Below are 20,567 nucleotides of genomic sequence, written 5' to 3'. Positions count from 1 at the left end.
TTAGATATCGACCGCAAAGGAATCGATCTCCCCGGCCTGAGCCGCGATCGCTCCGAGGAGCGCGGCGACCGCATCGAGATCCTCGGTGTCGATCACCTCAACCGGGGTGTGCATATACCGGTTCGGCAGCCCGATGTTGAGCGAAGGGATGCCGCCGCGACTCGTGTAGAAGCCGTCGGCGTCGGTGCCGGTGCGGGTGCCGGTAGCTTGGAGCTGGATCTCAATATCGTCGGCTTCGGCGGCCGAGCGAGCGAGGTCGACGACGCGCGGATGATTCGCGCTGCCACGGGAGACGACCGGCCCCTCGCCCAACTCGACGGGGCCCTGCTTGTCGCCCGGCACATCTGGGTTGTCGGTGGCATGCGTTACGTCGACAGCGATGGCGGCGTCAGGATCGAGATCGAAGCCGACCATCTGGGCCCCTTTGATGCCGACCTCCTCTTGGACGGTGCTGACCGCATAGATCGTCGCGTCGACATCGGCCTCCACCGCCCGGCGCAGCCCTTCGGCCGCGCTCCAGGTGCCGATCCGGTTGTCCATCCCTCGGGCCGTGAGTCGGCTGCCCTGGAGTTCATACAGCTCACTGGAGAACGTGATCGGATCGCCAACCTCGACCAGTTCCTCGGCCTCGTCGCCGTCGGTCGCGCCGATATCGATGAACTGCTCGGCGATATCCGGATACTCCTCACCCCCGGTGTCCCGGAGGTGAATCGCTGTCTGGCCGACAACGCCCTGTACCGGGCCCTCGCCGGTGTGGATCGTGACGTGTTGGCCCTGCGAGACAGTTCGATCGGAGCCGCCGATCCGACTCATCCGGATGAACCCGTTGTCGTCGATGTCGCGGACGATGAAGCCGATCTCGTCGGCGTGGCCGCTGAAGGCGATCTCGGGGCCCTCGCCCGATCCCTCGTGGACGGCGACCGCGTTCCCGTAGTCGTCGGTCGTGACCTCGTCGGCGAACTCCTCGACATAATCAACCCAGACGCGTTGGCCGTCGGTTTCGAACCCCGAGGGGCTGGCCGTCGTCAACAGCGATTCAAGAAACGCTCGTTGGGACTCCTGCATGCTATTTTGCAGCGGCAGCAGGCGTATCAACGTCACGGTTAGGCACCCACGCGGCGGTTGGTGGACGCACAAGGACTTTACTCGCCGCCACCCCACCAAAGATATGAATCTCTTTCGTAGCGCCCAAGCGGTCGCAGACGCCGACGGCGGCGGCATCATCGACTGGGGAAGCGTCGCCGAGGCGGCCAAGGCATCGACGCCGGCCGGCGATCTCACGCTCTCATCCGAGGAGCAGGCCGGCTTTCGAGCCGACGTGCGGGACGCCCGCGACCGCCTCCGTGCGGCCGGCGGCGTCGACTTTGACCTCCCGGAAACGATCGAAATCCAACACCGCCACCACTGGATCGACGCCAACATCGAAACCTTCCGGCGGGTCGTCGACCCCCTGGAGCCGTCGACGACGGTGCTGCCGGGGGTCTCACGGACGATCAACACCGGGACGATGGCGGTCACAATGGGCTTTCTGGGCCGAAACGTTCTCGGGCAGTACGACCCGCTGTTGCTCGCCGACGGCGGCCACGCGCTGTACTTCGTCCGCCCGAACATCCGCCGGGTCGCCGACGACCTCAATGTGGCGTATCCTCGCTTCCGTCGGTGGATCGCGTTCCACGAGGTCGCCCACGCCGCGGAGTTCGGCGTCGCGCCGTGGCTGCCGGAGTACCTCGAAACGCGGATGCAGGACAGTGTCACGGCCATCTCGGCGGGCGACCTCGATCAGGCAACCTTCGAGGAGTTGACCACCGCGATGACCGCCGTCGAAGGCTACGCCGAGTTGCTGATGGATCGCGCCTTCGACGAGGAGTACGCCGATCTGCGGGCCAAACTCGACGCTCGGCGTGGCTCCGGCGGGCCGCTAAAGCGGCTGATGAGCCGACTGCTCGGGCTGGGCCTCAAACGCGATCAGTACGAACGTGGCGCGCGCTTTTTCGAGACCGTTGCCGATGCCCGCGGGCTGGAAGCCGCCAGCGTTGTCTGGGAGCGACCAGAAAATCTCCCGACTGATACCGAGTTGGCTGAGCCGATCCAGTGGCTCGATCGTGTCGACCCCTGACCAGGAGGCGTCAGTCGTTGGTTCGACCACGAACTGAGCGTTTATCAGCGTCGCAGCAAAAGCAAGCGATATGTCCGACTCCGACCGTGTCCGAGCCCACGTGTTCGTCAGTGGTCGCGTCCAAGGCGTCTACTACCGCGCTAGCACCCGCGATGCCGCCCGCGAGCGTGGCGTCGACGGCTGGGTCAAAAATCTCGATGACGGCCGCGTCGAAGCCGTCTTCGAGGGCGACGAAGAACGCGTCGAGGCGATGTGTGAGTGGTGTGAAACCGGCAGCCGTGCCGCCGAGGTCAACGATGTCGATGCCACGATGGAATCACCCGAGGGGATCGCTGGCTTCGAGGTTCGGTGGTAGGCTGACACCGCGGTGAGAGCGCGCTGCCGACGCGACACCGACCGCGGGGTCTATGTCCGCACAGCCACAACAGATCGTAAATGGAGTACGTCCAAGAACGGATTACGACGCTCCACCATCTCCGAGAGACCACGCCGGCAGCACCGACTGATCGCGCCGCGGTCGTCGTCCCGATGACCGAACGGGAGTACGCCGGCCTCGCCGCCGAGGGTGTCCTGTCCGAACTGGAAGCCGTCGCACCCAAACGCGTCGTCGTCCCGCTGCGCGCGCCGGCGAAGAAGGTCGGCCCGTTTCGGGACTGGCTCGCCGACTTCGACCTCCCACTGGAGGTGCTGTGGTGTAACGGCCCGACGCTCGCCGACCTGCTGGCTGACAACGGGCTCAACGGCTCAGCGGGCAAGGGCCGGGATGTGTGGCTCGCGCTCGGACAGGTGCTCGATGCCGACTACGTCGTCTGCCATGATGCCGACACGAAAACCTACCACCGCTCCTACGTCCCGCGGCTGTTGTTCCCGCTGGAACACGGCCATCAGTTCTCGAAAGGCTACTACGCCCGGGTTGAGAACGGACAGCTCTACGGCCGCCTGTTCCGGCTGTTTTACGCACCGCTCGTCCGGGCGTTAGCCGACGGGGCCGCCGACGCCGAGATCTTGCAGTATCTCGATGCGTTCCGGTACGCCCTGGCCGGCGAGTTTGCCGCGACGGGCGATCTCATCGCCGATATGCGCGTGCAGCGATCGTGGGGCCTTGAGGTCGGCACGCTCGGGGAAGCGTTCGCCCACGCTGGCGTCGACGGCAGCGCGCAGGTCGACCTCGGCGCGTACGAACACGACCACCGCGCAGTCGGCGGGCCAACCGGGCTCTCGGAGATGAGCGCGGCCGTCGGCGAGGCACTGTTCCGGGTCGTCACCGAGCACGGTGTCGACATCGATTACGCGACGCTCCCCGACCGCTACCGGACGGCTGCCGAATCGCTGCGCCGACAGTACGCCGTCGACGCCGCCTACAACGATCTGGCCTACGACCGCGACGACGAGCGCGAACAGATCGACACCTACGCCGACGCCCTGCGGGAACCGGGTGAGGATAGCCGCCTGCCAGCCTGGAACGACGCGCCGATCAGCCCCGAGGCGGTCGCCGAAGCGGCCGCAGCCGATTTGGCGGCGGCGACCGGCGGGGAGTCGACGACCACCGAGTGAGGTAGACTCAAATGACAGCAGCGACACCAGCGTGGTATGACCGCGACAGGTGACGAACTCGCCGGCGTCGTCGACCTCTTTGGCGCATTGACGCGGGAGGAACTCTCCCAAGCCCTCACCGAGTTAGCATTCAAACAGGGGGCAGCCGTTGACGACGCAGCCGTCACCGACGCCATCGAGACCGCAATCACCGAGTATGTGCTCGTCGAGTACGCGCCCACATCGAGCGACGCGAGCGACGCTGACAGCGAGTCGTTGCTCACGGTCGGGCCGGCGGCGTTTCCGACGTTGCCGCCGAACGCCGAGGATCTACCCCATATTCTCGACTACGAGACACGATCTGTCGACCGCGATCGACTGGCCGAACAGGTGCAAACCCGGCTTGAAGCCGAAGCCGACGAGGCCGTCGCCGCCGATGACGCCGACCGCGCCGCGGCACTGCTGGATGTGAGCTACGACCTCGAAGCGTGGGCCGCTGTCGAAACCGACGCGATCAGAGCGTCGCTGACACCGCTGCTCCCGCAGGACTAAGAGGACTGCCCTGCAAGAATAGATATGGATCTGACGGGGGTGGCTCAGTATACGCCGTCGGCGATCGCCGACCCCGCAAAGGAGGCTGCGGTGCTCGCGCCGATCATCGACCAAGACGGCGAGCCGGCGATCCTCTTCACCAAACGCTCTGAGCAGCTTGGCGACCACCCCGGCCAGATGAGCTTTCCGGGCGGGGGCCGCGAGCCGTCGGATGCGGATCTCCAAGCCACCGCCCTCCGAGAGGCCGACGAGGAGATCGGGCTTCGACCCGATGAAGCCGATGTCGTCGGCAGGATCGACGACATCGAAACGGTCACCCGATACATCGTCCGCCCCTTCGTTGGCCGGATACCCGATCGGGAGTACACCCCCGACGAGTACGAGGTCGCCGAGATCGTTCGGCTGCCGGTCGCCGCACTCATCGACCGCTCGAACTACGAGTCAGAACACCGCGATCACCCACACTACGGGCCGATCCGGATTCACTTCTTCCACGTGGCTGGCTACACCGTCTGGGGGGCGACCGGCCGCATGCTGGCGCAACTGCTAGAGCTCACGACCGACTGGGAGATCCCCCCGGAGGCCGACCGGGTCGTCGACGCCGACGCCGATCTTCCGGTGTAGCTACGAGTGGGTTTCAGCCTCCGGCGACGGGGTTGGGTCGCCGGCGTCGATCCGCCGCACCTGTTTGCTCTCCCACGCCTGGCGATCATCTATCGCGGTAGTGGCGCTTGCGGTGAGCGTGTAGGAGTTGGTTCGCTTGTCGATGGCGTCCTTTTGGACGTAGCCGCTGTCGACCAGTTTCCCGAGATTCTGGTAGACACGTCCGGTGTTGACATCGTCGTCGTAGTACGATTCAAGTTCCTCCTTGATCCCGAGTCCGTATGGGTCATCGAGGCTCGCAATGACGTACAAGAGGTCTCGCTGAAACGCGGTGAGGTCTTTCATGGCTAGTGTGGAACGGATCGCTTGCAATGAGGGTTCAGTTCATCGCTACGTTGTTGGTTGAAATGTAAAAACGTATTGGCGAAAACAGCGGTTGTACGTAACTAAATATCAGCAACTACTGGACGTTTCGTATGTATATGTAGCTCTCTGTAGCGGACTGATTGATTCAGACCAACACTGCCCACGGCGGCTCAACCATGCTGCGCAGTTCGGCAGGCTGCGCCCATGGAACGAGAGAAACAGACGATACAGAGGGCCCCACCACGCAGAGACGTTGTTAGGCGTCGTCTGTGTGGTTGTCGGGGGTGTCGTCGTCGCCCGTGTCGCCGGACTGCTCGTCGCGGGTGGTGTCGTCGTCTTCGACGGCAACCGTGTGCGCTGAGGCAGCTTTCGGGATCGTCACATGGAGGGTTCCATCCTGGGTCAGTGTCGCATCCGGGGTCGTCTCACTACCGGTGACGCTGGCGGCGTCGGGCAGCGTCGCCGTCCCCGAAAGCGTCAGCCCGCGACCGGGGAACCGCATCTCGAAGCCCTTGTGGAACGCTCGGAAGCGGTCGATCCGCACCTCAAGTTCGCCGTCGACGAACTGCACCTGAACATCCTCAGCGGTCGCGCCCGGCGCGTCAAAGACGACGAGATATTCGGTGTCGCTCTCCAAGAGATCATACGAGAGCGGCTTGCGGGACTGCACCTGGCTGACGCCGCGGCCGATCCGTTCCAGCACCGTGTTGAGGGCCTCCCGGCCGTAGGTTTCCAGCCGGGTCATAGGACGATCTCCGAGAGGCTCGCGCTGTCGGCGCAGTACGGACAGCTGAGATCATCGACCCCGTGGTCGTCAGGCACGTCGTAGGTGTAGTGGACTTCGAACATATCGAGTTCGCAGTCCCCGTTGTCGCATTCGACTTCGACGGTTTCAGGCATACCAGAAGGGAGGGCTGCCATGAAGTTAAATCACGTGGCACGCTGGTGGAAGCGGCACACCTGCAGGCCGGATCACACGGCTTTAGCCGCTTGACGCCGAACAGCGTGATATGACTCGGCCCTCGGAGCTCGCCGTTACCATCGTCGACGGCTACGTCGACGAGCCGGCACATTTCGGCGTGCCACCCTACATCTCGACGTATCCGCGCTTTACCGCCGGCGCGCTCGTCGACGCTGGCGTCCCCCAATCGCAGATCACCTACCACACGATTGACGAACTCCGCGACAATAAGCAAAAATGGAACGCGGTCGCCGACGCCGACCTCATGATCTATGTCGGCGGGATGACCGTCCCCGGCAGCTACGTTGGTGGGACGCCAGCCGAACCCGAGGAAGTCAAGGAACTCGCATGGGTCGCCGAGGGCACCTCGCTCATGGGCGGCCCCGTCAAGTTTGGCGTCGGCGACGAGAACGCCGGCGCGACCGAAACCGAACGGAAGGATCTCGACTTCGATTTCGTTGCCAAAGGTGACGTTGAGGCGGCCGCCTACGATCTCGTCGACTCCGGGTTAGAAGGGTTCAACAACCGGATGCGCGACAACGACGAACTCAGCCGGTGGGCCCCCGACGGCGCGTTCATCGTCGAGCAGCATCCCAACCACCCGGATCACCTGATCTGTGAGATGGAAACCTCCCGGGGCTGTGCCTACCGCTGTTCGTTCTGTACCGAACCTCTCTATGGGAATCCCGCCTTCCGCACGGCCGACGCCGTTGTCGACGAGGTCGACACCCTATCTGACTACGGCGTCAAACACTTCCGGCTCGGCCGGCAGGCCGACATCCTCGCCTTCGGCGGCGACGGTGAGGCCCCCAACCCTGACGCGCTTCGGCGGCTCTACAGCGGGATTCGAGAGGTTGCGCCCGACCTCGAAACGCTGCACCTCGACAATATGAACCCGATCACGATTGTCGAGTGGCCGGAAAAAAGCCGCGAGGGGATTCGCATCATCGCCGAGCACAACACGCCCGGCGACACCGCCGCTTTCGGCTTGGAGTCCGCCGATCCCGTCGTCCAAGAGGCCAACAACCTCAACGTCACCGCCGAGGAGTGCTTTCAGGCGGTCAAAATCGTCAACGAGGAGGCCGGCTGGCGACCCGGCGAGGACGCCAGCGACGCACCGACCCACGGCGACGACGCAGGGAATCGCCTGCCGAAACTGTTGCCTGGAATCAATCTGCTGCACGGCCTCCAAGAGGAACGCCGCGCAACCTACGACCACAACCGGGCGTTCCTCCAGCGCGTTTACGACGAGGGGTTGATGCTCCGCCGCATCAACATCCGCCAGGTGATGGCCTTCGAGGGTACCGACATGTCCGACACCGGCGCGGCCATCGCCGAGGAGCACAAGGAGCTGTTCAAATCCTACAAACAGGAGGTTCGGGAGACTATCGACCAGCCGATGCTGGAGCGTGTTGCGCCCGCTGGCACCGTCCTGCCGGACGTGCATCTCGAATACCACGAGGACGGCCGCACGTTCGGCCGGCAACTGGGCACCTACCCACTGCTCGTCGGATTCCCCGAGGAACGACCGCTCGGCCAGACAGTCGATGCCGTCATCGTCGATCACGGCTACCGGTCGGTGACAGCGGTTCCGTACCCGCTGGATATCAACAGCGCGAGCATGACCGAACTCGAAGCCCTGCCGGGAATCGGCAAACAGCGCGCCGGCGACCTCGTCGTCAACCGGCCCTACGAAACCCCTGAGGCCGTCGGCGGCGAGATCGACCTCTCGGCGTTTGTGACGACCGGCTCGGGGGCGAGTCAGCCCTCCGACTGATGGACAGCCTCGAAACTGAACTCGACCGCGCCTGCTCGCTTGCGGTCGACGACCTCGCCGACGCCATCGAGTCGATTGGCTTCGAGTGTACGCGCTGTGGCGCGTGTTGCAAGGGCTACGACCCTGACAGCGATGGCGACGAAGAAAAGAAAGAGGCTGACGCCACTGACCGCGAACCCCACACGGCGACCGTCTTTCCCGACGAAATCCGCGAGTTGCAGGACGCCGGCGACTACGACTGGCGCGATGTAGCGCGGCCGATGCCGTACGGACTGGATGAGGAAGATGGCGCGGAAGCCACCGCAGGCGAGACATTCGAGTGGGCCCTCCAGACCGACGCCTGCGGCGACTGTACGTTCTACGAGGAACGCGACGACGGCACCGGCCACTGCGGCGTCCACGACGACCGCCCGCTGATCTGCAAGACGTACCCCTTCAGCGTCGCTCTCGGCGGGACGAGCCAACCGATGGGTGAAGCTGTTGACGGCGAGGGCATGGTTCGCGCCCACGAGTGTGAAGGCCTGGGCCGCGATATTTCGCGGAGTGAGGCCAAGGAGTTAGCGGCCGCGCTCAAAGAGCGGGCGATCCGCGAGATCGAGGAGGCAATCGCCGTGCGAGAGAACTACGAATCCCGCGATGTCGACGGCGTCGTCGTTCACGATTCAGAGGGACAGAAGCGACCCGACGGGACGAAAATCGGATCGGATCGAGAAACGTACTGAACGAGCGCGAGCCGTACTCAACACCAGTCACTTGGAGTGACGCGTGTCTCTATGAGTGACGAACAGAACGGTTTCATCTCCCGAATAGAGTACCAACGCGCTCAGCGTCACAGCCTCTGTAGCATATCCCAACAGTTAGATCCCCGTCGGAACAAACTGGGCGGGCTTTGACCGGTCGGCGGGTTACAACCGGTACAGCTGCAACTACGGATTCCAACGGGAGTGGAACAACCCGGTAGGTTTGAGAAGTACGGGCCAGACTACATAATCGCAGGTACAAACAACTACGACCCATTCAAGGTAGAACATGTAACAGAGCCTGCCATGCAGAAAAGCAGTTACCAAGCCATCGAACAATACACCACCACCGGAATACCACACAACCAACTATTCCAAAACTTCCCAGGAGATTTAGAAGGTGAGGTTAGAAATCCGATTGATGTCTGGGAGGACAGAAACTGGAATTAAGAAAATAAATTATTGGTTGGCTGGGAGTTTTTCTCCCATTTCATAGTCTGGGTGGGCTTCAAACTGCCAACCGTTTCCTGTGTACTGTGCTGACACGACTTGGTCTGATCCTACGAAATCTGATTCAGCATATGCTTGGTTCAACTCAACTAATGCTTCTGTATTCCCATCGTTATACATCGCATCGAAAACCAGATTTGAGCTTTCTCCACCGTATGGTATTAGATTTGCTTCATTCCCGGTTCCAAACAGAGCACTGCTCCATTTCGACATTATTAATTGTCTAAAGTCTTGGACTTCTTCATCCGTACCTCCATCCTCTCTTCCAGATCGTATTCTATCCGTGAGAGCATCGTAATCTTGTGCTACCATTCGTGTGTATCGGTCGTCGTTTCGTTGTGCTTTGAGTTCTTGTGGTGTTTGTTGTCCGGGTTTGTGGATGGTGTCTCCTTTTTCTGTTTTGACTAGGAGGTCTGTTTGGAGTATTGGTTGGCTTTGAAGATTTCCGTTTTTGACGGTGTAGATTTCGTTGACGTTGCCTGCATTACCGCCGAAGTGATGGTTTTGGTTGACGACGACTTGGTTTTCTGTACTTGTTTTTTTCTAGGTGGTATTCTTGGAGGATGCTGTGTAGGTCTTCGTCGTTTACTGTTTCTGCGAAGTATGCGATTTGTTCGGCTTCTTCCATTGCTGAATCGGTTTCTTCCAGCATTTGGTGTACGTCGTCGACGGTGACTTCGAGGCTGGCTTCTTCTAGTGGTTCGGCGTTTCTTACTTTTTCTTCGTATTTGCCTAGTCCGTCAAACGCAATCGAAAGCTCCCGCTCTGCGGCTTGGTCGGTTGTATCCGTGGCCTGACTCGAACAGCCCGCGAATGCGGCCATCCCGATAACTGAGAGGACAGCGCGCCGAGTTCTCATATGACTGTTATGTACAACTGAACGAGTTATAATTACCGGCCCATAGCCACGCTACCGAGAGTCAATACCAATTTTAGCCGTCAAAACTCTCGACTGCCGAGGTCGTGATCGTTAGCAGCATCTGTCGACTCACCAATGTCCACAGCATTCAGATCGTCGAACGCACCGTACTGCTGCCGGCGGTGTTCGACCGAGAGCGAGCCGTCGTCATCAACCTGCCAGCGAATCGTGTCGCCGGCTTCGACCCCAGCCGCGCGTCGCACCGCGGGCGGGATCGTCACCGAGAACTGCTCAGTAATCGTTGTCTCACGCTCGATCTTGCGGGGCATAGATCGCGGTTCAGGTGGCAACTCAAAATACGTTGCCCTGGGTGACTCGGTAGAACGCTACCTATTCCTAAGTGTGTAGCACCGGAAAACGAACCAATGAGTTCTGTCCACGACCTCCACCACCTCCTTGCCGACGGCAGCGAACTCAACATCGTCTGCCACAACAACCCCGACCCGGACTGTCTCGCCAGCGCGCTCGCGTTGGGCCGGATCGCCGCCGACGCCGGGATCGACGAGCGAAACATCCTCTACAGCGGCGACATCTCCCACCAAGAGAACCGCGCGTTCGTCAATCTGCTCGAAATCGATCTCAAACCGTTCGATGCCGCCGCACTACAGGAACGCTCCGAGGACTCCCTCGTCGCGTTCGTCGATCACTCGACGCCGGGCGCGAACAACAACGTCCTCCCGGAGACAGCCATCGATATCGTGATCGACCATCACCCCGCAGAGGACATCGACGCCCGATTCGTCGACCACCGCGAGGAGTTGGGTGCGGCGGCGACGATCCTCGCCGAATACGTCGAGGCTCTCGACATGGAAGTCGAGGACATGCTGGCGACCGCGCTGCTGTTCGCCATCCGGCGGGAAACACTAAATTTCCTGCGCGGAGCGACCGCCGCCGAGTACGACGCCGCGGGCTTCCTCCACGATCACGCGGATCTCGATCTGCTGCAGACGCTGTCGACGCCGTCGGTCTCCGGGGCGACGCTGGATGCGATTGCGACGGCGATCACGAACCGGACGACGACCTCGGCAGTGCTCATTTCCCACGTCGGCCGGACGAGCGAGCGCGACGCCGTCCCGCAGGCTGCGGACTACCTCGCCACGCTGGAGGGCGTCGAGACGGTGATCGTCTTCGGGATCATCGACGAGTCGATCCACCTCTCGGCGCGGTCGCCCGATCCACGGATCCACGTCGGCGATGTCCTTCGGAAAACGTTCGCCGATGTCGGCAGCGCGGGCGGCCACCACGACGTTGCCGGCGGCGAGATCCCGCTAGGCCTCTTCGCGGATTTCACGACCAACGACGACAGCCTGCTGGAGATCGTCGAACAGGTGATTACAGCGCGGCTGCTTGCCGAATTGGATCTATAGGAGAGCCGATTTAGAACGCGGCCACACGGCGAAATTTGAAGAATAGACAGATTCGACTGTAATTTTCGAACCAAAGCATGACAGAACAAGACTTGTTTATGTACGACTTTCGAAGGCGTGACATGCGCCCTCGTCTCTGGACGAGCCTGTACGCCGGGTTGCTGTTCACCGCCCTCGGCGTGATCGCGTGGGCCAGCGGCCAGCCGTTCGTTTTCCCGAGTCTCGGCCCGACCGCCTTTGTCCTCGCCTTCGAGCACCACAGCGACCGCACCAGTCCCGTTCGCATCGTCGGCAGTCACCTCATCGGCGGGTTGGCCGGCTTGCTCGCATGGTCGCTGCTGGGCGGGCAGGTAGCGATCACCGCGACGCCACCGCCGCTGTCGATTACGGGTCTGGGGCTGGCAGCGAGTGCGACGCTGTCGATCATGCTGACCAGTTGGGGGATGATCGCCACCGACGCCGTGCATCCCCCCGCGTGTGCGACGACGCTGATCGTCTCGCTGGGGTTGTTATCGACGCCGCAGCAGGTCGCCATCATCGCCGTCGCGGTAGCGATCCTCGTCGGCGTCAACGCGGCCGGCGAGCGAGTCGTCAAGCGGGTCGATCCCAGTGACACGCTAACACCCACGTAGCCAGTGGCAGCCGCCGCGTTTTAGCCGCCGCCACTCCCAGAGCCGATATGGCCGACGACGAGCCCCGGCAAGCGACGTTCGGCAGCGACGGCGACCTCGACACCGAGCGTAACCCCGACGCCGACACGCAAAACGACTTCGGCGAGCCCAAGCAGGCCGACGAAACCGACGGCGGCTACAGCCGGTATACTGTCTCCAGCCTGCTGCAGAAGGCCGTCCGCCGCTCTGATGAGGAAGTCGCCGCGTGGGCCGCCTGGGAACTCCAGCGGTCGGGTTACGGCTGGAACCTCTGGGATCGCCTCAATCTCTACGTTGTCGAAGACCTCCGAGCCGGCGAGTCGGTCGCGCTGACGATCCAGCGATACGAGGAACTGGCGACCGACCGCTGGGAAACTGACGACTGGCGGCAACGTCTCTGTGCGATCCACGCCGCCTTGGCCGCCGCGCGAGCGACCTCGACACGGGAGGCCGCCAACGCCGACGAATACTTTCGGAAAGTCGCCGACGAGCGCGCCGCGGCCCGCGAGGCAGGCGAGGAACCGCGATTCGATTTCCCGGCTGGCGACCTCGAACCCGAAGGCGAGTTCGACGCGATCTTCGACGGCCACACCGGCGAGGGAGCCAAACGCGACCGTGGGACGCGCTTTTTCAAAACTCGCGGCGCGCGGGTCGGCCCCGACGGCGAAGACGAGCAAAGCGCGCGCTGGCAACGCCTGAGTATGGTACTCGACGAGATCGACTACTCGGAGGCCGAGATCAGCCATGCTATCGAGCCTGTCGACAGCGATGAGAAATGGGACGAGCCAGACGAGATCGAATAACACCCGGGATCGCAACCCACTACTGGGTCGCCCGCCGACGAACAGCCATGTTGTTCACGCCGGGGCCGACCGCCGTCCCACCGGAAGTGCGAGAGGCGATGGCCGAACCGCAGCCGAATTCAGCGGTACAGCCCGAGTTCGCCGAGCGATACGACCGCCTCTGTCGGAATCTCCAGCAAATCTACGGCACCGACCACGATGTGATCGTCCCCGGCGGCGAGGGCATCCTCGGGCTGGAAGCCGCTATCGCCTCGCTCGTCGCGCCGGGCGACCGCGTGCTCTGTATCGCCAACGGCCTCTATGGCGAGGGATTCGCCGATTTCGTCGACAGCTACGACGGCGAGGCGGAACTCGTCTCGGCCGACTACGACGCGGGCTACGATCTTGACGCGATCGAAGCCGCACTCGCCGACGCCGAGGAAGCGGACGACCCATTCAAATTGGCGACGCTGGTTCACTGCGAGACGCCGACCGGGACGCTCAACGACCTCTCACCGGTGTTGGATCTGCTGGAGGAGTACGACGTGCTGAGCGTTGTCGACGCCGTCTCTTCGCTCGGCGGGACGCCGGTGCCGACCGACCGGATCGATGTCTGCCTCGGCGCCTCCCAGAAGTGTTTCAGCGCGCCGCCCGGCCTCACGACAGCGGCCGTCAGCGATCGTGCATGGGCGGTAATGGAAGAACGCGAACCGACGTCGCTATACACGAACCTTCTCCCGTGGCGCGATGTCTCCGAGGGTTTTCCGTACACGCATCTCGACGCCAACGTCGCCGCGCTCGCGGAGGCGGTTTCGCGGCTGCGTGAGGAAGGGATCGAAAATGTCCACGATCGTCACGAACGCGCCGCCGAGCGGTGTCGCCAACGCGGACGAGAGCTCGGGCTGTCACTCTATCCGGATGAATCACGGGCATCGCCGACGGTAACAGGCTTCCACATGCCTGGAGACGCACAGGATGTGCGCCAGCGCGTCGAAGCCGATCACGACATCGTGCTAGCGACGAGTCTCGGCGATCTCGCCGACGACATCATCCGGGTCGGTCACATGGGCTACAACGCGGATGTCGAGAAAGTCGACCGCGTGATGGACGCTATCGCCGACGTGATCGCGTAACTTGCAGCCGCCGTCAAGTCGCTATTCGCTGATCGTCGTTTCGCTGATCCGGACACCCTTGCCGGCCATATGTCGCATCTGTCGCTGAGCGAAATCCTCCTCGCGGCTGCCGCGGGTCGCCAGCACGTATAGCACCGCGTTGCCGACGGGCCGCATCGTCCGGCCGGCGCGCTGGGTGCCCTGGCGGCGGGAGCCACCGAGCCCGGAGGCGACGATAGCGAGTTCGGCGTTCGGCAGGTCGATCCCCTCGTCGGCAATTCGGGAGACGACGAGCGTCTGCTGGCTACCATCGCGGAACGCGGCGAACTGCCGCTGGCGTTCATGGTGGGCGGTTTCGCCGCTGATAAAGGGCACATCCAGCGCGTCGGCGATTGCCTCGCCTTGGTCGAGATAGTCGACGAAGATCAGCGTCTTGGCGTCGGGATGCCGTCCTCGGAGGGCTCTAATCTCGTCGATCTTCGCAGGGTTTTGGGCGGCGATACGGTGGCGATCCTGCGTGTCGGCACTGCTGTAGGCGTTTTTCGCGTCGTCGTCGCGCCAGGGCACATAGCGAATCTGCACCTCGGGTTCGGCGACGAAGCCGGCCTCGAACAGCGCGGCCCAGTCGGTGCCGATCGGCGGGCCAATGAGAGTGAAAATCTCTTTCTCCTTGTCGTCCTCCCGAACTGGCGTCGCCGAGAGGCCAAGCCGGTGTGCGGCCTGTAGCTGGGTGCTCCGCCGGAAGATCGGGCTGGGGATGTGCTGCACCTCGTCGTAGATAATCAGCCCCCAGCCGCGAGAGTCGAACAGCTGGCGGTGGCGATCCATCCCGGCGGTCTGGTAGGTGGCGATGGTGACCGGGCGGATCTCCTTCGTCCCACCGTGGTACTCGCCGATATCGGCGTCGGTCAGCGTCGAGTGCGTCGTCAACTCCTCGCGCCACTGGGCGGCGAGTTCGCGGCTCGGCACGAGGATCAGCGTCTCGCCGCCGACCGCGACGAGGGCGGCGATGGCAGCGATAGTTTTTCCGCTGCCGGGCGGGCCGACAAAAACGCCGGCCTGCTGGTCGAGGAAGGTATCGACCCACGCCTGCTGGTACTCTCGGAGCGTCGCCGTCAACTCCGCCTCCAGCGCGTCGCCGGTGTCGAGTTCGCGGTCGTCGGCGACCGGGTAGCCCGCCTCATAGAGCGTCCGCTTGACCGTGGCGACCTCGTCGCTGTTGACCCACGCCTCAGTCTCGGAGATCGGCGCGCGCAGGGCGTCCTCGGGGAGTTTCTGCTGAGCGACATTGCCCATCAGGTTCTCGTTGGCGGCCTCAAGGACGGTGTAGCCATCGTCGTGGGTTCGGAGGATGAACTGGCTGGCGCGCTCCCATTGGGCGGTCACCCACTCGTCGAGATGCGGCGATTGACGCGGCAACACCGAGTGCATCGCGGCAAGCAACTCATCGAGGTCGTCGAACGGCGCGGCCCAGATATCCTCCTGCCGGATGCGATAGAGATAGCCGCGGGTGCCGGGCTCGGTGCCGGTCGAATCGACGAGATGGGCGAACTGGGCGAGTTGGGCGCGAGTGTATTGGGTCGGCTCATCGACAACGATCTCTCGCCGAGTCGGAAAAAGGACAACGCGCTCCCGTCCCGCCAGGTCGCCGACGGTTGATGGGTACCAGACGACAGGATCATGTTCGACATCGGCACGATCGAGCTTGCCGGCGGTTTCGAGCGCGTCAAGCCCGCGTTTGGCTTCCTCGCGGCTGCAATCGAGTCGACGAGCGACTTGGCTGGCCGTGAGCACCGGTCGCTCCTCGGCGTCGACAACTTCGTAGAAGTCATCGAGCGAGAGTGACGCCGTCGGGAGGTCGGTTGCGTCGGCGTCATCCGGGAGGTCACCGTCGTCGGCAACGTCGGCAGCAGCGTCAACATCGACAGCAGCAGTCGAGGACTCAGTATCGAGAGACGACTCGCTGTCGTCGATATCGCGGTCGGGGTCGGTCATTATGCGAGCAAGGCTGCCGAGCCACAAACCCGTTGTGACCGACGGTGGACGGCCGAGGAATCGGCGACTACCTACCGCCGGCAGTGTCGTCGATTCAGTTCGTCCTTCGAGCGGAACCGGCCGTCGCACTCGACGCATTCGACCGAGCCCGCGCCGGCCTCGGTGACGACCCGGTGGCCGCCGATCTCGAAGGCGCGGTCGACATCGCGGGGCCGAATCCGGTCGGGGATCTGTTCGTCACGGTGACTGCTGAGATCCGCCCGCAGTCGGATCGTCTGGAGGTCGGTCTCGTTCCATCTGGAGTCCGTATGCGCGGTTTCCCAGTCGTCGATCGCCGTCCAGCCGGTGACGACGACCGGCGACTTCGTTTCGGTGTCGCTGACAACGATCACATACCGGATGCCATGTTTCACGAGCGCGAACCGCCAGCCGTCGGTCGTGTTCCAGCGGAGTTGCCCCTGTTTGATCGCCTCGGCGACGATCGGGACAGACACATACCGGCCCTGCTGGTGCAGTCGCTGCCGGAAGTGGTCTGTGTGGGCATACACCGCGGGCGTTCGCGGTGGGGGATCCTCGGGAGAACGGTGCCGGCTTGGCGTGTCGGCACTCGGTTCGGCGCGGCCGACCGCATCGGCGTACGCCGTCGGTTCGGGAAGCGACCTACCGCCGGGCGTCTCCTCGACACCCGGACTGGGCTGTCTGGATGCCACTACGTGAACGTATCACAGGGAGGAATATAAGTTTTCATGCGATTTCGTGGTGAATCTCACAGTTCCACTGAGTCGATCAGCCCAACAGGCCGAGATCGTCAATGCGGTCGACGATCCGCTCGACAGCCGCACTCGCGTCGTCGACCGTTTTGCCGCCGGTGATGACGACCTTGCCGCTGCCGAACAACAGGATCACGACCTCGGGATTGTCCATCCGGTAGACCAGCCCAGGGAACTGCTCGGGTTCGTACTCGACGTCTTCGAGGCCCAACCCGATCGCAAGGGCGTTGAGGTTGAGACTGTGACCCAGATCCGCACTGGAGACGATGTTTTGGACAGTCACCTCGGGCGAATCCTCGACCGGGATCCCCAGATCTCGAAGCTTGCCGAAGATGATGTCAAGGGCCTCATGCACGTCGTCGATGCTTTTCGCGCCGGTACAGACGATCTTGCCGGATCGGAAGATCAGGGCTGCTGCCTTTGGCTCTTGGGTGCGGTAGACCAACCCGGGGAAGTTATCCGGGTTGAAATCCGCTCCTGGGAGGTCGGTGGCGAGTGCTTCGAGGTCGAGTTCCTGCCCGATCCCCGTCGATGCGACAACGTTCTGGATCTCGATGGAGTCAGCCGGCGCGCTCATTGTTATTAGTATGGAGGTGCCCAACGGATAAAAGGCCCCCTTATAAACGCTTTCGCCGACAGCGACAGCAGGAGATTCGTCGTCGATGATGAACGCCATTCGTCGTCGACACCGAACACACGCACACCGCCGGAGACAGTCGAAACACGACAACAGCCGCCGCTACGGGCGTCGAGAGCCTGAGTCCGGAAGCCGCGTTTTTCAAGTAGTCGCGCTAACTAGCGAAGGATAACTGATGAGCGAGGACTTCTATGATGTGCTGGGCGTCTCACGTGACGCCTCAGAAGACGAGATCAAGCAGGCCTATCGGGAGAAAGCCTCGAAATACCATCCGGACGTAAGCGACGAGCCCGACGCCGAGGAGAAATTCAAGAAGATCAAGACGGCCAAGGAGGTGCTGACCGACGAGGAGAAACGCCAGGCCTACGATCAGATGGGCCACGAGCGGTTCGAAGAGGCCGAAAAACGCGGCGGCTTCGACGACGGGCGCGGCGGGGCTGGCGGCCCCGGCGGGATGGGTGGCTTCGGCGGTGGCGGGGCCGGTGCTGGCGGCTTCGAGGACATCTTCGAGCAGTTCTTCGGCGGCGGCCGCGGCGGCGGTGGTGGCGGCGGTGGCAACCGCCCCCGACAGGGCCGAAACCTCCGCACGTCGATGGAGATCACCCTCGAAGAAGCCTACGAGGGCGTCGACAAGGAGTTCACCGTCACCCGCCCTGAGGAGTGTGAAACCTGCGGCGGTGAGGGCCACCCACCGGAGGCGGAGGTTTCGACCTGTCCGGAGTGTAACGGTGCCGGCGAGGTGCGGCAAGTCCAACAGACGCCGTTTGGCCGCGTCCAGCAGCGCTCGACCTGTCGGCGCTGCGGTGGCGAGGGTGAGGTCGCCGACCAGACCTGTGGCACCTGTGGCGGCGACGGCATCACCCAAAACGAGGTGACCCTCACTGTCGAGGTGCCAGCCGGCATCAAAACCGGCCAGACCCTTCGGATGGACGGCGAGGGCGCGCCCGGCGAGAACAACGGCCCGCCTGGCGATCTCCTCATCGATGTTGAGGTGCAGGAGCACGAGGAGTTCGAACGCGACGGCGACGACCTCCACTACAATCAGCCGATCTCATTCCCACAGGCGGTCTTCGGCGATACGATCGAGGTGCCGACGCTGGATGGCCCAAAGAAACTCGACATCCCCGAGGGCACCCAAAGCGGCGAGCGGTTCCGCCTGAAGGGTCTCGGGATGCCGAAGCTCCGCAGCCGGCGCAACGGGCATCTCTACGTGACCGTTCAGGTCGTCACCCCTGAGTCGCTCAACGACGACCAGAAGGAGGCCCTCGAAGCCTTCGCCGAGGCTGGCGGCGAGGAGGTCGACGTCTCTGAGGGCTTCTTCGAGAAGATCAAAAACAGTTTCTGAGCTGCTGTCCGCGGTGACGCTTTACTGCCACTCAACATCCGACAGCGTTCGCTGGACTGCTTCCTCGCCGACTGCTGCTGCCAGTGACTCGAAGCCAGCGCGCTCGGCGCGGTCGGTCGCGTTGGCGACGAGCCGTGAGACGATGAACTCCGGGGTCGATTTGCCGACCGTGCCAAACCGTGGCTGGTAGTCGACCTGGAGTTCGAGCTCGGGATCAAGCCCCTCCGCGAAGATGCCGTCGATCCGGGCGGTCTCGGGCAGCGGGCTCAGATCGTCGGCGAGATGGGTCACGTAGACGCCGAGGGCCGACTGGTCGACGGTCAGCGACACCAGCCCGTTGAGCAGGTCGGCCGCCCGCCCGGGTTCGGTGATCGCCTCAAACTCATCGACCAACATCAGCGTCCGGCCATCGCCCGTCAGCGGTGGCACGATCGATTTCAGCGTCGATTCGAGGACGCCGGCGTTGAACGAGGCGTGGCGACGATGGAAGACAATCGTCTCGAACTGTCCAACCTCAGCCTCGTCGGCCGGGACTGGCAGTCCCATCGCCGCCAGGAGCGCGACCTGACTCAGCGTCTCCAACAAGGTTGTTTTCCCGCCGGAGTTCGCGCCCGTCAGCACCGCCACGCGATCACCGGTCGGCGGCGACAGCGACCGGGCGGTGTCGGTGAGGCCGTGGGTTCCAACCGCGTAGGTAACCGGCTGCACGTCGCCGTCGAGAAAGAGATTGCGTGCGTTGCGCACCGCCACCCCATCGTCGACGAGTTCGGGTCGCTGAAGGTCGAAGGCGGCCGCAAACCGGCCCAACGAGAGCTCAACGGCGATGTCGCCGATCGCCGTGACGGCGGCGGTCACGTCGGCGTCGGCCTCGCCGATGCGATCCTGTAGCTCGGTGGCGACCGTTTCTTCGCGCTCGGCGACCGCCGTTTCGAGGTCGTCGACCAGCGCGCGCAGTGTCTGGCTAACGAAGTCGGCGGCGTCGACGGCGTCGTCGGCTGCGGCCGACCGCACCCGCGGTGGTTCGATCCCGGTCTCGCTCGCGATATGCTCGATGACACCCGCTTGGAGGGCGTCCATATCGCGGACGCCGTCGCTCCGCACCGTCTCGATGATATCGAAGGCGGCGTTGTTGAGATCGGCTGCCGCGTCGCGCTCGGCTCGAAGTGCGTCGAGTTCGTCGTCGGCTCCCTCGGCGACGACAACACCACCGTCGGTTTCCTGGACGGCTCCGAGCGCGCCTTTCGCCGCTTCGAGGGCGTCGCTGTCGATTCCAGCCAGCGCGTCGAACGGCTCGCCCGCCAGCCCGACGGCATCGAGTTCGAGGGCGGCCTCGACGGCTGCGCTGTCGGTGCCGCCGGCGTCATCGTAGGCGTCGAAGGCGTCGATCACCCGCTCGCGGTCGTCGTCGCCGAGGTCGATCCAAGCGGCTTTCGCGGCCAACACGCGATCGAGGCGGTCGGCCATCGCCTCCCGCGTTGACAGCGGCGTCATCACACGGATTCGGTCGGCGGCATGGTTCGTGAGGGCGTACTCGCTGGCGACCAAGAGCAGTTTGTCGTACACATCGCGGGTGTCGCCGGTGCCGAGCACCTCGATGCCGTCGGTGCCGCTGGCCCGCCGGAGGATCCTGACCGCCCGCCCGCGTGGGACGCCAGCGGCGGCGAGCGTCCGGATGTCGGCGTTCTCGATGGCGGCGATGGCGTCGGGTTCGCCGATCGACTCACGGAGCAGCGCGGCCGTCTTCGGCCCGATGCCCCAAAACTCCTCTAAGCGCATATCCGAGGGTTTGGAGCCGGCGGCTTAGCGTTTGTTATGCAGCGACCACCGAACCG

At 63.5% G+C, this 20,567-nt stretch carries 24 protein-coding genes; 13 read left to right on the top strand and 11 right to left on the bottom strand.

The features are described from left to right. Positions 1-1,065, bottom strand: a complete 1,065-nt coding sequence (locus DM826_RS04275; RefSeq protein ID WP_120101843.1) for a M42 family metallopeptidase — start codon at positions 1,063-1,065, stop codon at positions 1-3. Positions 1,066-1,168: 103 nt separating this feature from the next. Between DM826_RS04275 and DM826_RS04270 the strand changes: the two genes are divergently transcribed. From DM826_RS04270 to DM826_RS04250, 5 genes are all read left to right on the top strand, one after another. Further along, on the top strand, positions 1,169-2,116 hold the full coding sequence (locus DM826_RS04270; protein WP_120101841.1) for a zinc-dependent metalloprotease: 948 nt from the start codon (positions 1,169-1,171) through the stop codon (positions 2,114-2,116). A 70-nt stretch (positions 2,117-2,186) separates the two neighbouring features. Beyond that, on the top strand, positions 2,187-2,471 hold the full coding sequence (locus tag DM826_RS04265; RefSeq protein ID WP_120101839.1) for an acylphosphatase: 285 nt from the start codon (positions 2,187-2,189) through the stop codon (positions 2,469-2,471). A gap of 80 nt (positions 2,472-2,551) precedes the next feature. After that, entirely contained in the window at positions 2,552-3,670 is a 1,119-nt protein-coding gene (locus DM826_RS04260) for a glycosyltransferase family protein (RefSeq protein WP_120101837.1), read from the top strand. A gap of 36 nt (positions 3,671-3,706) precedes the next feature. Then, positions 3,707-4,201 (top strand): DUF7109 family protein, encoded by a 495-nt coding sequence (locus tag DM826_RS04255; RefSeq protein WP_120101835.1) that lies wholly within the window; start codon positions 3,707-3,709, stop codon positions 4,199-4,201. Between the two features lie 24 nt (positions 4,202-4,225). Beyond that, positions 4,226-4,825 carry an NUDIX hydrolase gene (locus DM826_RS04250; protein WP_120101833.1) on the top strand — a complete coding sequence of 200 codons (600 nt, stop codon included), beginning with the start codon at positions 4,226-4,228 and terminating at the stop codon, positions 4,823-4,825. Here the strand turns inward: DM826_RS04250 and DM826_RS04245 are convergent, their stop codons facing one another. The 3 genes from DM826_RS04245 to DM826_RS12970 all read right to left on the bottom strand — a co-directional run bounded on the left by DM826_RS04245 (position 4,826) and on the right by DM826_RS12970 (position 6,070). Beyond that, positions 4,826-5,149: a PadR family transcriptional regulator gene (locus tag DM826_RS04245; RefSeq protein ID WP_120101831.1), complete on the bottom strand. Its 324-nt coding sequence runs from the start codon at positions 5,147-5,149 to the stop codon at positions 4,826-4,828. It lies immediately after the preceding gene. 277 nt (positions 5,150-5,426) lie between these two features. Next, complete coding sequence (locus DM826_RS04240) at positions 5,427-5,915, bottom strand: Hsp20/alpha crystallin family protein (protein ID WP_120101829.1); 489 nt, start codon at positions 5,913-5,915, stop codon at positions 5,427-5,429. Then, positions 5,912-6,070, bottom strand: a complete 159-nt coding sequence (locus DM826_RS12970; protein WP_165853245.1) for a DUF7559 family protein — start codon at positions 6,068-6,070, stop codon at positions 5,912-5,914. The genes DM826_RS04240 and DM826_RS12970 overlap by 4 nt, the downstream gene beginning before the upstream one ends. Positions 6,071-6,180: 110 nt before the next feature. Between DM826_RS12970 and DM826_RS04235 the strand changes: the two genes are divergently transcribed. The 3 genes from DM826_RS04235 to DM826_RS12800 all read left to right on the top strand — a co-directional run bounded on the left by DM826_RS04235 (position 6,181) and on the right by DM826_RS12800 (position 9,098). After that, entirely contained in the window at positions 6,181-7,908 is a 1,728-nt protein-coding gene (locus tag DM826_RS04235; RefSeq protein ID WP_120101827.1) for a radical SAM protein, read from the top strand. Beyond that, positions 7,908-8,630, top strand: coding sequence for a YkgJ family cysteine cluster protein (locus DM826_RS04230; RefSeq protein ID WP_120101825.1), 723 nt, complete (start codon positions 7,908-7,910; stop codon positions 8,628-8,630). The genes DM826_RS04235 and DM826_RS04230 overlap by 1 nt, the downstream gene beginning before the upstream one ends. Positions 8,631-8,852: 222 nt before the next feature. Further along, a complete protein-coding gene (locus DM826_RS12800; protein WP_133304634.1) occupies positions 8,853-9,098 on the top strand; it encodes a hypothetical protein in 246 nt (81 codons plus the stop codon). A gap of 9 nt (positions 9,099-9,107) precedes the next feature. Here the strand turns inward: DM826_RS12800 and DM826_RS12795 are convergent, their stop codons facing one another. The 3 genes from DM826_RS12795 to DM826_RS04220 form a co-directional block, all read right to left on the bottom strand. Further along, positions 9,108-9,470: a hypothetical protein gene (locus tag DM826_RS12795; RefSeq protein ID WP_133304633.1), complete on the bottom strand. Its 363-nt coding sequence runs from the start codon at positions 9,468-9,470 to the stop codon at positions 9,108-9,110. Positions 9,471-9,642: 172 nt separating this feature from the next. Then, a complete protein-coding gene (locus DM826_RS04225; protein WP_133304632.1) occupies positions 9,643-10,017 on the bottom strand; it encodes a hypothetical protein in 375 nt (124 codons plus the stop codon). Between the two features lie 80 nt (positions 10,018-10,097). Further along, positions 10,098-10,346 (bottom strand): AbrB/MazE/SpoVT family DNA-binding domain-containing protein, encoded by a 249-nt coding sequence (locus DM826_RS04220; RefSeq protein WP_120101821.1) that lies wholly within the window; start codon positions 10,344-10,346, stop codon positions 10,098-10,100. Between the two features lie 96 nt (positions 10,347-10,442). On the opposite strand from DM826_RS04220, the gene DM826_RS04215 reads away from it, so the two are divergent. From DM826_RS04215 to DM826_RS04200, 4 genes are all read left to right on the top strand, one after another. Then, positions 10,443-11,444 (top strand): DHH family phosphoesterase, encoded by a 1,002-nt coding sequence (locus DM826_RS04215; RefSeq protein ID WP_120101819.1) that lies wholly within the window; start codon positions 10,443-10,445, stop codon positions 11,442-11,444. A 122-nt stretch (positions 11,445-11,566) separates the two neighbouring features. After that, a complete protein-coding gene (locus DM826_RS04210; RefSeq protein ID WP_120101817.1) occupies positions 11,567-12,076 on the top strand; it encodes an HPP family protein in 510 nt (169 codons plus the stop codon). Between the two features lie 47 nt (positions 12,077-12,123). Then, on the top strand, positions 12,124-12,897 hold the full coding sequence (locus DM826_RS04205; protein WP_120101815.1) for a hypothetical protein: 774 nt from the start codon (positions 12,124-12,126) through the stop codon (positions 12,895-12,897). 47 nt (positions 12,898-12,944) lie between these two features. After that, a complete protein-coding gene (locus DM826_RS04200; RefSeq protein WP_120101813.1) occupies positions 12,945-14,009 on the top strand; it encodes a pyridoxal-phosphate-dependent aminotransferase family protein in 1,065 nt (354 codons plus the stop codon). 21 nt (positions 14,010-14,030) lie between these two features. Here the strand turns inward: DM826_RS04200 and DM826_RS04195 are convergent, their stop codons facing one another. The 3 genes from DM826_RS04195 to DM826_RS04185 form a co-directional block, all read right to left on the bottom strand. Continuing rightward, positions 14,031-15,983: a DEAD/DEAH box helicase gene (locus DM826_RS04195; RefSeq protein ID WP_120101811.1), complete on the bottom strand. Its 1,953-nt coding sequence runs from the start codon at positions 15,981-15,983 to the stop codon at positions 14,031-14,033. A gap of 71 nt (positions 15,984-16,054) precedes the next feature. Next, positions 16,055-16,693 carry a hypothetical protein gene (locus tag DM826_RS04190; protein WP_205738793.1) on the bottom strand — a complete coding sequence of 213 codons (639 nt, stop codon included), beginning with the start codon at positions 16,691-16,693 and terminating at the stop codon, positions 16,055-16,057. 76 nt (positions 16,694-16,769) lie between these two features. After that, complete coding sequence (locus DM826_RS04185) at positions 16,770-17,330, bottom strand: TATA-box-binding protein (protein ID WP_120101809.1); 561 nt, start codon at positions 17,328-17,330, stop codon at positions 16,770-16,772. Positions 17,331-17,565: 235 nt separating this feature from the next. On the opposite strand from DM826_RS04185, the gene dnaJ reads away from it, so the two are divergent. Further along, entirely contained in the window at positions 17,566-18,735 is a 1,170-nt protein-coding gene (gene dnaJ / locus DM826_RS04180; protein WP_120101807.1) for a molecular chaperone DnaJ, read from the top strand. 21 nt (positions 18,736-18,756) lie between these two features. Here dnaJ and DM826_RS04175 read toward each other — a convergent pair whose 3' ends face one another. Then, entirely contained in the window at positions 18,757-20,511 is a 1,755-nt protein-coding gene (locus DM826_RS04175) for a DNA mismatch repair protein (protein ID WP_120101805.1), read from the bottom strand. Positions 20,512-20,567 lie beyond the last annotated feature (56 nt).

The sequence above is a fragment of the Halonotius aquaticus genome (genome assembly GCF_003605575.1).
GTDB classification, from domain to species: Archaea; Halobacteriota; Halobacteria; order Halobacteriales; family Haloferacaceae; genus Halonotius; species Halonotius aquaticus.
This window is presented reverse-complemented; position numbering and strand designations above follow the sequence as displayed.